The 12,242-nt window shown below is 50.9% G+C and carries 12 protein-coding genes and 1 pseudogene; 7 read left to right on the forward strand and 6 right to left on the reverse strand.

From position 1 onward, the window contains the following. Positions 1-143 precede the first annotated feature (143 nt). The gene (gene rhaR / locus AAYN39_RS01280; protein ID WP_000013291.1) at positions 144-992 is read left to right on the forward strand and encodes an HTH-type transcriptional activator RhaR; all 849 of its coding nucleotides are present in this window, start codon (positions 144-146) and stop codon (positions 990-992) included. On the opposite strand, the gene rhaT is transcribed toward rhaR, so the two are convergent. After that, on the reverse strand, positions 989-2,023 hold the full coding sequence (rhaT, locus tag AAYN39_RS01285; RefSeq protein WP_000063537.1) for an L-rhamnose/proton symporter RhaT: 1,035 nt from the start codon (positions 2,021-2,023) through the stop codon (positions 989-991). The two genes, rhaR and rhaT, sit on opposite strands and share 4 nt — an antisense overlap. A 618-nt stretch (positions 2,024-2,641) precedes the next feature. Between rhaT and AAYN39_RS01290 the strand changes: the two genes are divergently transcribed. Continuing rightward, entirely contained in the window at positions 2,642-3,325 is a 684-nt protein-coding gene (locus AAYN39_RS01290) for an oligogalacturonate-specific porin KdgM family protein (protein WP_000378721.1), read from the forward strand. A gap of 155 nt (positions 3,326-3,480) precedes the next feature. Here AAYN39_RS01290 and AAYN39_RS01295 read toward each other — a convergent pair whose 3' ends face one another. From AAYN39_RS01295 to AAYN39_RS01305, 3 genes and pseudogenes are all read right to left on the reverse strand, one after another. Then, positions 3,481-4,788 carry a TRAP transporter large permease gene (locus AAYN39_RS01295; RefSeq protein ID WP_000566798.1) on the reverse strand — a complete coding sequence of 436 codons (1,308 nt, stop codon included), beginning with the start codon at positions 4,786-4,788 and terminating at the stop codon, positions 3,481-3,483. Then, positions 4,781-5,296, reverse strand: a complete 516-nt coding sequence (locus AAYN39_RS01300) for a TRAP transporter small permease (protein WP_001091409.1) — start codon at positions 5,294-5,296, stop codon at positions 4,781-4,783. Before AAYN39_RS01300 ends, AAYN39_RS01295 begins: the two co-directional genes overlap by 8 nt. Positions 5,297-5,314: 18 nt before the next feature. After that, positions 5,315-6,297, reverse strand: a pseudogene (locus AAYN39_RS01305) (TRAP transporter substrate-binding protein). Between the two features lie 328 nt (positions 6,298-6,625). Here AAYN39_RS01305 and sodA point away from each other — a divergent pair. The 3 genes from sodA (at position 6,626) to AAYN39_RS01320 (ending at position 8,412) form a co-directional block, all read left to right on the forward strand. Then, positions 6,626-7,246 carry a superoxide dismutase [Mn] gene (sodA, locus tag AAYN39_RS01310; RefSeq protein ID WP_000122632.1) on the forward strand — a complete coding sequence of 207 codons (621 nt, stop codon included), beginning with the start codon at positions 6,626-6,628 and terminating at the stop codon, positions 7,244-7,246. A gap of 69 nt (positions 7,247-7,315) precedes the next feature. Next, positions 7,316-8,005 (forward strand): 6-hydroxyaminopurine reductase, encoded by a 690-nt coding sequence (yiiM, locus tag AAYN39_RS01315; protein ID WP_000559225.1) that lies wholly within the window; start codon positions 7,316-7,318, stop codon positions 8,003-8,005. A gap of 11 nt (positions 8,006-8,016) precedes the next feature. Continuing rightward, on the forward strand, positions 8,017-8,412 hold the full coding sequence (locus tag AAYN39_RS01320) for a nuclear transport factor 2 family protein (RefSeq protein ID WP_000133445.1): 396 nt from the start codon (positions 8,017-8,019) through the stop codon (positions 8,410-8,412). A gap of 50 nt (positions 8,413-8,462) precedes the next feature. Here AAYN39_RS01320 and cpxA read toward each other — a convergent pair whose 3' ends face one another. Together cpxA and cpxR are read right to left on the reverse strand one after the other, a co-directional pair. Continuing rightward, positions 8,463-9,836 (reverse strand): envelope stress sensor histidine kinase CpxA, encoded by a 1,374-nt coding sequence (gene cpxA, locus AAYN39_RS01325; protein WP_000580402.1) that lies wholly within the window; start codon positions 9,834-9,836, stop codon positions 8,463-8,465. Continuing rightward, the gene (gene cpxR, locus AAYN39_RS01330) at positions 9,833-10,531 is read right to left on the reverse strand and encodes an envelope stress response regulator transcription factor CpxR (RefSeq protein WP_001033727.1); all 699 of its coding nucleotides are present in this window, start codon (positions 10,529-10,531) and stop codon (positions 9,833-9,835) included. The genes cpxA and cpxR overlap by 4 nt, the downstream gene beginning before the upstream one ends. A 150-nt stretch (positions 10,532-10,681) precedes the next feature. Here cpxR and cpxP point away from each other — a divergent pair, with 150 nt between their 5' ends. Together cpxP and fieF are read left to right on the forward strand one after the other, a co-directional pair. After that, positions 10,682-11,182: a cell-envelope stress modulator CpxP gene (gene cpxP, locus AAYN39_RS01335; protein WP_001233466.1), complete on the forward strand. Its 501-nt coding sequence runs from the start codon at positions 10,682-10,684 to the stop codon at positions 11,180-11,182. A gap of 147 nt (positions 11,183-11,329) precedes the next feature. Continuing rightward, positions 11,330-12,226 (forward strand): CDF family cation-efflux transporter FieF, encoded by an 897-nt coding sequence (fieF, locus tag AAYN39_RS01340; RefSeq protein WP_001077323.1) that lies wholly within the window; start codon positions 11,330-11,332, stop codon positions 12,224-12,226. The last annotated feature ends 16 nt before the right edge of the window (positions 12,227-12,242 follow it).

Genomic DNA, 12,242 nt, shown 5'->3' on the forward strand with positions numbered 1-12,242 from the left:
TATCAACGTTTTCGTCGCCAATATGCTGATAATTATACCCTTTAATACCGGATGGCGGCTGCGCCTTACCTGGCCTACGGCGGCGAGCGGTAGACAGAATAAGCGTAGCGCCAGCCGGCAAGCATTCAACATGAGGTGCTGCGGTGGCAAATCAGTTAATCCTTTTGAAAAAAGATTTTTTTACTGATGAGCAGCAGGCCGTTACGGTTGCCGATCGCTATCCACAGGATGTTTTTGCGGAACATACGCATGAGTTTTGTGAACTGGTGATGGTCTGGCGGGGCAATGGCCTACACGTTCTTAATGAGCGCCCATACAGAATTACCCGCGGCGATCTGTTTTACATTCGTGCTGAAGACAAACACTCCTATACTTCCGTTAACGATCTGGTGCTGCAAAATATTATTTACTGCCCGGAGCGTTTGAAACTCAATGTAAACTGGCAGGCGATGATTCCCGGCTTTCAGGGAGCGCAGTGGCATCCTCACTGGCGGCTGGGCAGTATGGGAATGAATCAGGCGCGGCAGGTCATTAACCAGCTTGAACATGAGAGTAATGGACGCGATCCGCTGGCGAATGAGATGGCGGAATTGCTGTTTGGTCAACTGGTAATGACGTTAAAACGGCATCGCTACGCGACCGACGATCTTCCGGCAACCTCCCGAGAAACCCTGTTGGATAAATTAATTACCGCTTTGGCTAATAGCCTTGAGTGTCCCTTTGCGCTGGATGCGTTTTGCCAGCAGGAACAATGCAGCGAGCGGGTGCTGCGGCAGCAGTTTCGCGCCCAAACCGGGATGACGATTAATCAATATTTACGCCAGGTCCGTATTTGCCACGCGCAGTATCTGCTTCAGCATAGCCCGCTGATGGTTAGCGAGATTTCGATGCAGTGTGGCTTTGAAGATAGTAATTATTTTTCAGTGGTGTTCACGCGGGAAACCGGGATGACGCCGAGCCAATGGCGCCATCTCAGTAATCAAAGCGATTAACTGGCCATGCCTAAACCGACAATATTCGCCGCGATAATAATTACCACGCAGCCGAGGCTTAATACGGCAACGGGACGGCGGCCAGCATTTTTCCACTCTTTTAGCACCAGACCGACAAGCCCCCCGCACAGCACATAGAAGCTCATGTGCAGCATCCAGCTCATGTAGTCATATTGCGCGGGAATGCGCGCGTGACCCCAGGCATAGAAAAAGAACTGCAAATACCACATCAGACCGCCAAGCGCGGACAGCAGAATATTGCTGATAATCAATGGCCTTGCCAGCGAGAAGTCGGCTTTTATCGACAGATTTTGCACTTTTGCCAGGCGGATAAAACAGAAACCGAGGTTCACCAGCGCGCCGCCGCCCATAATCACCACGTAACTCGGCAGCGCGACATAGAGCGGGTCAACGCCAAGCGCGGCAGCAGCTTCATGCATCGGTTTCGCGGCGTTCATGGCAAAAGACATCCCCGCCGAGAAAATACCGCACATCACTGCCAGCAGAAGCCCTTTCTTCAGATTGAACTCCTCCGCTTTAATGCCCATTTTGCGTTCTTTTAACTGTCCGGCGCGCGTCACAATCCCGACGCCGATCAGCGCGACAAAAACGCCAAGTAGCGTCATGTGTCCCCCTTCGGTATGGATTAATACATCGAAGTTACCGTTGATGATAGGCGTCATCAGCGTGCCGACGATAAGCGTAATGCCGATAGCGATGCCGATACCCATCGACATGCCGAGATAACGCATGGTCAGGCCGTAGTTAATATTGCCGATGCCCCACATGGCGCCGAACAGAAAAACCGGTAAAAGGGTGGAGAGGTTAAACTGCCCATAATAGGCCCAGAAATCAGGCAGTAACAGAGCGCTAATTGTCCACGGCAGAATAAGCCATGAGACGATGCCGCCCACTGACCACATGGTTTCCCATGACCACTGTTTCACTTGCTTGAACGGGGCATAGAAGCAGGCTGCACTGGCCGCCCCTATCAGATGCCAGAAAATACCCATCGTAATCGCGTTACTCATGACATGTTCCTCATTATTTTTTATGGACGGGATACCCCTTCCGTTTGCATGAGTTTAAAAATTACGCAGCCTGGTAACCTTATAACGATTGCCGCCGTTGGGTGTATTCTGGCAATCAGCACGTTAATGAAGTGATTAACTTCACGTTTTAAAAAAGTCGGAGCGCATCGTGACCGTCTGGATGTTATTTAAATCAGTGGGTAATATTTGTTTTCTAAAATACCTTCATCATAACGACACGAAACGACTTAGCTGGCAGTAATGCAAAGAAAACGCTGCGTGAGATCACATAATGGGAATAGTCTGACTTACCGTTTGATAAAAGGGTAGTTATACAGTAATTATTTAGTTGTTTTATTTGTATTTACAATTTAAATATATTGAAATTAACGTTAGGAATCAATGAAATATAAATATAAGGAAATCCCTATATTGGCGTTGTTGATGGAGTTTTGATTTTTATTTTATATGACGAATATAAATTTCATTTATTTTATTTTGCTTTTTGAACATTATCCCAATTTTAAATTAAAGATCTTTGCCTATATTGTCGCCATTCACATTGCGTATTATGGTTGTAACGGTCTGACATGAAACAACGTTTTAATTTTAAATTAAATGGATTCTGTTATGAGAAAATCTCTTTTCTTACTATTACCTCTTGTTGTAACAAATGCGCATGCAGTATATGTCGATGTTCGTCATGAATATCTTGATGACAGTAAAGCTAACTATGACCGTGCGTATATTTCTCATCGGTTTGCGAATGGTGTTGGTTTTGCGATAGAAGCTATCTCAAAATCAGGCGGGGATGACACCAATAAAGCGTTTAATGACCTGGAAACACAGGGTAACGAATATACGATAAGCTACCAATTTAAAACCGGTGATGTCGCCTGGCAACCGGGTTTTGTGCTGGAAACAGGCAACGGTTACTCTACCTATAAGCCTTACTTCCGCGCGACGTGGACATTAAATGAAAGTTGGTGGGTTGGCGCGCGCTATCGTTTTGAATATGTACGCCGTTCTTCTGATATCCGTGATGATGATACCATCAATCGTATGGATGTCTGGGCGGGTTATAAATGGAACAACTTTGACTGGACAATCGAAGGAATTTATAAGAAAGCCGATAAATATGATCTTTACGATGGCGGCAAAGATAACTATGAATATAACTTCAGAACTGCCTATATTATTGACCAATGGTCGCCATTCGTTGAGGTAGGTAATGTTTCCGTCAATAGCAACAGCGATGAAAGACAAACCCGTTTCCGCGTGGGTATAGGCTACACATTCTAATCATTATCCCTGTTTATTATTTATTCCCTTTTCCGGCTACTTTATAGGTAGCCGGTTTTTTTACCTGGTGATGACCTGCGGATAATTATTATCGCGCGTTGGCCGGATAAGACGCGAATCGCCATCCGGCAACGAGATGTGCAGGAAACTATGCCTTACATGATGCCCAGTAGACGGGGTAAAAACAGTGTGATTTCCGGAATGTAGGTAATTAATAACAGAACGCCGATAATCGCGCCGTAAAAAGGCATCAACGGTTTGATAACGTCCTCAACTTTGACCTTACCGACGCTCGCCCCGACATATAAACCACTGCCAACTGGCGGCGTAATGGTGCCTATCGCCAGGTTATAGATCATGATAATGCCGAAATGCACCGGATCGACGCCCAGTTTAGTCATAATCGGCAGCAGAATCGGGGTAAAAATCAGAATGGCCGGACCGATATCCATAAATGCGCCGATAATCAACAAAAAGACGGTAATGACTAACAGGATAACCAGTTTATTGGCGGAAATACCGAGGATCATATCGCTCAGCGCCGCAGGAATATTGGTGATCGACATCGAGAAGGACATCGCCGAAGAGGTTGCCAGCAGGAACATGATGACCCCGGTCATTACCACTGTCTGGAGCAAAATCGAAGGCAAATCCTTAATTTTCAGCGTGCGGTAAAACACTATCGTCAGCAATAACGTATACACCACGGCAATCGCGGAGGCTTCAATGGCGGTGAAAATCCCCTGCACAATGCCGCCGACAATAATCACGATCAGTAACAGGCTGGGAATGGCCTCAACGGCAACTTTTAGCGCCATGCCTTTTTGGACGGTGAAGAAAACCCGATAATTTCGACGCTTAGCGACCACCAGCGTGACCAGCATACAGCCAACGCCCCACAGCACTCCCGCGACCAGACCGCCGGCGAACAGAGCGGCAATCGATGTTCCCCCGCTTGCCAGCGCATAAAGGATAAAAGCCGTGGTGGGCGGAATTAACATTCCCGTCGGCGCGGAGGCGATATTCACCGCGGCCGCAAAACCGCGATCGTAACCTTCGCGCGCGCTCATCGGCACCATCACGCCGCCGATAGAGGTTGAGGCGGCAATCGCCGATCCGGAAATTGCACCGAACATCATATTGCCGACGATGTTGGTGTAAGAGAGCGAGCCGGGCAGTTTGCCAGTAAACAGTTTGGCAAAATTGACCAGTCGGGCGGCAATTCCCCCGCTATTCATGATCACCCCGGACAAAACGAAGAACGGCACGGCCAGCAAGGCAAAACTGTCCAGGCTGGAGAACATTTTTTGCGCGGTGGCGAACATCGAAATATCGAAAGGCAGTACCAGCATCATGGTGCTGAAAGAGGCGATAACGATGCAGATCCCGATAGGCGCGCCCATGGCCAGTAAAACAACAAAGACGGCAATTAGCGTACAGGACGCAAAAATAGGGTCAATCATGTGATTTCTCCAGAGTGTGCTCAGTGGTATCCGTGGCGGAATGGATAGCTTTCAGGGCGTCAACGATATTCAGTAGCCCATAGAGGATGATCAGTATGCCCGCGCAGGGGAGCGCGTAATAAATTTTCCCCATCGGAATGCCCAGCGCAGGGGAGATTTGCAGCATAGAAATCGCAGAAATCTTTAAGCCGCCGATAATCAATACCCAAATGGAAAACGCGATAAAAATGACCTGCAGGATGATATCCCACCAGCCGCGAATCGTCGGCGACACCTTATCCAGTAAGATAGTCAGACTGATATGCTGTTTCTGACCGGCGACAAAAGCCATGCCCAGCATTGATACCCACACCAGGAGAAATCGCAGCATCTCTTCGGTAAGGGTGCTGGGAACGCCCAGAATGTAGCGGCTCACCACCTGCCAGCAGGCGATGCCAACCATTATCGCCAGCACCAGGCAACAGATAGCGCCCAGCAATAAATCAAGTCCTTTTCTGAATGTGTTCATCTTAATTTCCTGATTAGATTAATTTTTTGCTGTCTGGATACGTTGATACAGCCCGTAAAGCCGCGGTTTGTTTTTCAGACCGTCGTAAATAGGCTGTACTGCCTTCTGGAAGGGTTTTTTGTCGATCTCGTAGAATTCAACGTTGAAATCTTTTACCGCCGCCAGCCTGGTTTTCTCTATTTCCTTGTCCCATGCGGCTTTCTCAAATTCGATCGACGCCTTGATGGCGGCTTCGACGATGCGCTGCTGTTCCGGCGTCAGCTTTTCCAGCGTGAGGGTACTCATTAGCAGGATATCGGGAATGCGGGTGTGCATATCGTAGGTGTAATAACGGGCGACTTCGCCGTGGCGGGCGATGGTGAGAGCGAACTCATTGTTTTCCGCGCCGTCGAGAATGCCTTGTTGTAACGAGGTATAGACCTCCGCCTGGCTCATGGCGATGGGCGAAGCGCCCAGCAGTTTGAGAGTTTGGATCGCCGTCTCACTCTGCATGACGCGGATCTTCTTCCCGCGTAAATCCTCAATGCGTTTAACCGGCGCTTTGCTCATATAAAAATTACGCGCGCCGGAATCATACCAGCCTACGCCGACAAAACCCTGTGCGGCGGTGGACTGATAAACAGGCTCCTCACCTGTGGGTTATCCATTACGCGGTAGTATTCATCGACGGTGGCAAACAGGTAGGGAAGTGAGAACACGCCGTACTCAGGCGAAAAACTCTCCATCAGCCCGGACGACACTTTAGTGATGTCGACGACGCCGACCTGCGTCAACTCCACCAGTTCGCGCTCGCCGCCAAGCTGTCCGTCCGGGAAGTACTGTACTTTGATATCGCCGCCCGTTTTCTCTTCAACTTGCTGCCCCAGGAAGTGCAACGCATCTTTTACCGGCTGGCTATTTTCAGCGTAGGCCAGGCGCAAAATGGTTTCGCCGTGGGAGAAGAAAGAGAGTGTGGAGAGTAAGGCCAACGTAGCCAGACGTATAAAACCAGGTTGCTTCATAATTCCCTCGCAATTGTAATAATTTACCGGGAATGTAATTGCATGGTGAAATTATAACCTTCTTGATTTTGCCACCGCTGATAAAAATTGGCACCAAAAGAAAGATTTTGAAACCCTGTTTCACATTTCATGATTTCCAGGAATTCATCAACAGGCGGTTTCGGTTGGAGGCGTAAAAATCGGTTTTTTTCAGCGGATGCCGTAACGTTTATAACCCTGGAAAAAGTACGGCATTGATAATCATTTTCAATATCATTTAATTAACTATAATGAACCAACTGCTTACGCGGCGTTAACACTGTGCCGCTCGACAATAATGGAGATGATTATGAGTTATACACTGCCATCCCTGCCGTACGCTTATGATGCACTGGAACCGCACTTCGATAAGCAGACGATGGAGATTCACCACACCAAACACCATCAAACCTATGTCAACAACGCTAACGCGGCGCTGGAAAATCTGCCTGAGTTTGCTGACCTGCCGGTTGAAGAACTGATTACTAAACTGGACCAGGTGCCAGCGGACAAAAAAACCGTGCTGCGTAACAACGCGGGCGGCCACGCTAACCACAGCCTGTTCTGGAAAGGGCTGAAAAAAGGCACCACTCTGCAGGGCGATCTGAAAGCGGCTATCGAGCGTGACTTCGGTTCCGTTGACAACTTCAAAGCTGAATTCGAAAAAGCAGCAGCAACCCGTTTCGGCTCCGGCTGGGCGTGGCTGGTGCTGAAAGGCGACAAACTGGCTGTGGTTTCTACCGCAAACCAGGATTCCCCGCTGATGGGTGAAGCCATTTCCGGCGCTTCCGGCTTCCCGATCCTGGGTCTGGACGTGTGGGAACACGCTTACTATCTGAAATTCCAGAACCGCCGCCCGGACTACATCAAAGAGTTCTGGAACGTGGTGAACTGGGACGAAGCAGCAGCGCGTTTCGCCGCTAAAAAATAATTTGCATTGCACGTCTGTAGAAGCGAGTCTGATGACTCGCTTTTTTTGTATCCGCGTAAGGAGCAGCAGATGCATTATCCGGTTGACGTGTTTATTGGCAAAATTCGTGACTATGACGGCAGCCGCCCGAGCGCTATCGCCAAGGTGCAAATCGACGGCGAACTCATGCTGACCGAGCTGGGTCTGGCAGGCGATCAGCAGGCCGAAAAGAAAATCCACGGCGGCCCCGACCGCGCGCTATGTCATTACCCCCGCGAACACTATGCTGATTGGATTCGCCAGTTCCCCGAGCAGGCGACGCTGTTTTGCGCCCCGGCGTTTGGCGAGAATCTGTCGACGGACGGAATGACCGAACACAACGTGTTTATTGGCGACATCTACCGCTGGGGCGAGGCGTTGATCCAGGTCACTCAGCCGCGCTCTCCATGCTTTAAACTTAATTTCCACTTTGCCATCAGCGACATGGCCCTCCTTATGCAGAACAGCGGAAAAACTGGCTGGTTGTATCGGGTCATTGCGCCAGGTAAGGTCTCCAGCGATGCGCCGCTGGAACTGGCGTCGCGTCTGAGCGATGTCTCGGTTCATGAAGCGGGTGTTATCGCCTGGTCTATGCCGTTTGATGACGAACAATATCACCGGCTGCTGAGCGCCGCCGGGCTGTCGGCGAGCTGGAGCCGCACCATGCAGAAGCGTCGTTTGAGCGGCAAAATTGAAGATAGCGCCAGACGACTGTGGGGGGATAAAACTCCGCCAAAATGAAAGGAAGGATTATGACTGAAGCTGAAAATGCGGTGGCGATCGTAAAAGAATTTTTGGTGGCCTCGATGATTCCCGATGCTGAACGCGCCGCAACGTATATGCACCCGGAGGTGAAAATTACCTTCACCGGAGGCCGGGCGATGGCGGGCGCGGCAGATATCGCGCAGTTTAACGGCGCTCGCTACAAGTGGGTGAAGAAGGCGCTGGGCAAGTTTGATGCGGTGCAGCATGATGATTACGTTGTGATTTATTCCAACGGTACGTTGTATGGCGAATGGCCCGACGGTCGCCCGTTTGCCGATAACCGCTTTATCGATCGTTTCGAAGTGCGCGATGGCAAAATTACCCGGATGGACGTGTGGAACGACAGCGCCGAGTGGATTTTAGCGCCAGACATTTCCCGGTAAATCTCGACGGCGAGATAAAAAATCGGCCTGCATTCGCAGGCCGATGGTTTTTAGGTTCGCTTGTACAGCGGTAGCCACAGCGTGAGCCGCAACCCACCCAGCGGGCTATCGTCAGCCTTCACCCAGCCGCGGTGCTGCTGCATGGCGCTTTCGACAATCGCCAGCCCCAGCCCGGTGCCGCCAGACTCGCGGTCGCGCGCCTCATCAGTGCGATAGAACGGACGGAAGATCTGCTCGCGGTCTTCAGGGCTTACGCCCGGTCCGTCGTCATCGACCGTGATCGTAATACCGTCTTTATCCACCGAGAAGCCGACTTCAATCTTCGTATGTGAATAGCGCAGCGCATTACGAACAATATTTTCCAGCGCGCTTTCCAGTGCGTTTGGGTTGCCATAGAGCGGCCACGGCCCCGGCGGATAATTTACCGTTAACGACTTGCCCATCTGTTCGGCTTCAAAGGCGGCGTTATCCAGCACTTCGCCCCATAGCTGATTGGCTTTCATCGTTTCGCTGACCAGCGCATTTTTCTGTTGGTTACGCGACATCACCAGCAGGTCATTGATCATGCTGTCCAGACGCTGCGCTTCGGTTTCAATACGCTCCAGCTCTTTGCTTTCGCCGCCACGACGACGCAGCAGCGCGGTACCCAGTTGCAGGCGCGTAAGGGGCGTTCGCAGCTCATGGGAGATGTCTGACAGCAAACGCTGCTGCGAGGTCATCATCCGTTCCAGCGCCGTCACCATCTGGTTAAAACTGGCGCCAGCGGCGAGGAACTCCTGCGGACCCGCCTCCAGCTCCGGATGCTGACGCAGGTTGCCTTGCGCCACTTCATCAGCCGCGTTTTTCAACTTACGCGCCGGTTTCGCCAGACTCCATGCCAGCCATAGCAAGAGCGGCGAACTGACCAGCATCGTGACAATGAGCAACAGAAGCGGGCGGTCAAACAGCAGATTAATAAAATCGGATTGCGAACTGCTGGCCGGTCGAATCAGGTAAAGCTGGTAATTATCCTCTCCGTCGCGAACGGAGAACGGCCCCACCATCTCTACGCGGCCATATTTTTTCTTCTGCGGATGATCGGCGTTATCCGCCTGACCAATGAAGTTACGAATGATCTGCATTTCGCTGCGTTCAGCACCGATCACGCGTCCTTCAGAGGTCACCAGTAATAACCGCTGTCCAGGCGGCGCCCACTTATCGATCGCGCGGAACAGGCGACGCCACCACATCAGGTCGTTGGGCGGATCGTTCGCAAGTTCAGCTTCTACATGTTGCTCTATCATCAATCCCTGGCGCTGTTCGCTGTCCAGCAGCTCGGTCATCTGGCGTGAATCGAGCTTGGGCAACATCAGTACCAGCATTAGCACCAGCGCCAGCGTCAACCAGAAGATGGCGAAGATGCGCGCGGTTAAACTTCCTATCATGAAGCGGAAACCATCAGATAGCCGCGACCACGCAATGTTTTAAACCACGGGTGACCGTCTTTGCGTTCCGGCAGTTTGCGGCGCAGGTTAGAAATATGCATATCAATGGCGCGATCGAACGGCGTCAGGCGCTTACCCAGCACTTCCTGACTTAAATGTTCACGGGAAACCACCTGGCCGAGGTGTTGCGCCAGTAAATAGAGCAGGGTGAATTCCGTACCGGTCAGCTCCAGCGTTTGGCCATCGAAACTGGCTTCCTGGCGACCCGGATTAAGGCTTAGCGCATCAACTTCCAGCGTCGGCGAGCCGTTGTCGCTGCTCTGCTGCTGCTCGCTCCAGTGGGAACGGCGCAAAATAGCCCTGATGCGCGCTACCAGCTCGCGGTCGTTAAACGGTTTGGGCAAATAGTCGTCCGCGCCCAGCTCAAGGCCGAGAACGCGATCCAGCTCGTTGCCGCGCGCGGTCAGCATAATGACAGGCGTCTGGTGTGTCTGGCGAAGCGCTTTCAACGTATCGATACCGTTTTTCTTCGGCATCATGACGTCAAGCAAAAGTAAATCGATGCTGTCATCCAAAAGCTCAAGCGCCTGCTCGCCGTCGTGGGCCACCAGGACATTAAAACCTTCCATTTCGAGGAGCTCTTTTAACAGGGAAGTCAGCTCTCGGTCATCATCAACTAACAGGATTTTATTCATTGTTTACGTACCTCCGAGGCAGAAATTACGTCATCAGGCGTCGCTAATCCATGACTTTACGTTGTTTTACACCCCCTGACGCATGTTTGCAGCCCGAATCGTAAACTGTCTCTCGTTGAATCGCGACAGAAAAGATTTTGGGAGCAAGCGATGCGCAAAGTTACCGCTGCTGTTATGGCCTCAACGCTGGCATTCAGTTTTTTAAGCCACGCAGCTGAAGTTGTTACAAGCGATAACTGGCACCCCGGTGACGGGGCCACGCAGCGTAGCGCGCAAAATCATATGTTTGACGGCATAAGTTTAACCGAACATCAGCGTCAGCAGATGCGAGATCTTATGCAGCAGGCAAGGCACGAACAGCCTCCTGTTAATGTTAGCGAAATGGAGACAATGCATCGGCTTGTCACCGCAGAAAAATTTGATGAAAGCGTTGTGCGCGCTCAGGCAGAAAAAATGGCGCAAGAGCAGGTTGCCCGCCAGGTCGAAATGGCCCGCGTGCGTAACCAGATGTATCGCCTGTTAACGCCGGAGCAGCAAGCGGTTTTGAATGAAAAGCATCAGCAACGAATGGAGCAACTGCGCGACGTGGCGCAATGGCAAAAAAGTTCATCGTTGAAATTATTGAGTAGTAGCAACTCACGTTCCCAGTAACAACCCTGTTTTCCTTGCCATAGACACCATCCCTGTCTTCCCCCACATGATGTGGGGGTTTTTTTTATCTCCAGTTTGTCATTCTGTTATTAGCTTACTGTTTTAAACCATCCGTTATACTACCGGCAGAAGATAGCGGGAGTATTTATGAATCAAACCTATGGACGGCTGGTTAGCCGGGCGGCTATCGCGGCAACGGCGATGGCATCAGCGTTACTTTTGATCAAAATTTTTGCGTGGTGGTATACGGGATCGGTGAGTATTCTGGCGGCGTTGGTGGACTCGCTGGTGGATATTGCCGCGTCATTGACGAATTTGTTGGTCGTGCGTTATTCGCTGCAACCCGCAGATGATGAACATACGTTTGGTCACGGTAAAGCGGAGTCGCTGGCGGCGCTGGCGCAAAGTATGTTTATTTCCGGTTCGGCGTTGTTTTTGACCAGTATCCAGAATCTGATTAAGCCGACGCCAATGAACGACCCCGGCGTGGGGATTGGCGTTACCGTCATCGCTCTGATATGCACTATTATACTGGTCACGTTTCAGCGCTGGGTGGTACGCAAGACCCAAAGTCAGGCGGTACGGGCGGATATGCTTCATTATCAGTCTGATGTTATGATGAACGGAGCGATTCTTATCGCGCTGGGGTTATCCTGGTACGGTTGGCATCGTGCGGATGCCCTGTTTGCGTTAGGTATCGGCATCTATATTTTGTATAGCGCGTTACGTATGGGGTATGAGGCGGTGCAGTCATTATTGGATCGCGCGCTGCCCGATGCGGAACGACAGGAAATTATTGATATCGTGACGTCATGGCCGGGAGTCAGCGGCGCGCACGATCTCCGCACGCGGCAGTCAGGGCCGACTCGCTTTATTCAGATTCATTTGGAAATGGAAGATAATCTGCCGCTCGTTCAGGCGCATTTTGTGGCTGACCAGGTAGAGCAGGCGATTTTGCGGCGTTTTCCGGGTTCAGATGTCATTATTCATCAGGATCCCTGTTCAGTCGTCCCCAGGGAAGGCAGGAAGTTCGAGCTTGTATAATTGATTGTTAAAAAGT

It is taken from the genome of Salmonella sp. K21076 (assembly GCF_039650795.1).
GTDB lineage: Bacteria > Pseudomonadota > Gammaproteobacteria > Enterobacterales > Enterobacteriaceae > Salmonella > Salmonella enterica.

Coding starts and splice junctions, on each gene's coding strand:
- cpxA (WP_000580402.1), bottom strand. CDS start 9,836: ATGATAGGAAGTTTAACCGCGCGCATCTTCGCCATCTTCTGGTTGACG.
- AAYN39_RS01295 (WP_000566798.1), bottom strand. CDS start 4,788: ATGATTGACCCTATTTTTGCGTCCTGTACGCTAATTGCCGTCTTTGTT.
- rhaT (WP_000063537.1), bottom strand. CDS start 2,023: ATGAGTAACGCGATTACGATGGGTATTTTCTGGCATCTGATAGGGGCG.
- sodA (WP_000122632.1), top strand. CDS start 6,626: ATGAGTTATACACTGCCATCCCTGCCGTACGCTTATGATGCACTGGAA.
- yiiM (WP_000559225.1), top strand. CDS start 7,316: ATGCATTATCCGGTTGACGTGTTTATTGGCAAAATTCGTGACTATGAC.
- AAYN39_RS01300 (WP_001091409.1), bottom strand. CDS start 5,296: ATGAACACATTCAGAAAAGGACTTGATTTATTGCTGGGCGCTATCTGT.
- cpxP (WP_001233466.1), top strand. CDS start 10,682: ATGCGCAAAGTTACCGCTGCTGTTATGGCCTCAACGCTGGCATTCAGT.
- AAYN39_RS01290 (WP_000378721.1), top strand. CDS start 2,642: ATGGATTCTGTTATGAGAAAATCTCTTTTCTTACTATTACCTCTTGTT.
- fieF (WP_001077323.1), top strand. CDS start 11,330: ATGAATCAAACCTATGGACGGCTGGTTAGCCGGGCGGCTATCGCGGCA.
- cpxR (WP_001033727.1), bottom strand. CDS start 10,531: ATGAATAAAATCCTGTTAGTTGATGATGACCGAGAGCTGACTTCCCTG.
- AAYN39_RS01320 (WP_000133445.1), top strand. CDS start 8,017: ATGACTGAAGCTGAAAATGCGGTGGCGATCGTAAAAGAATTTTTGGTG.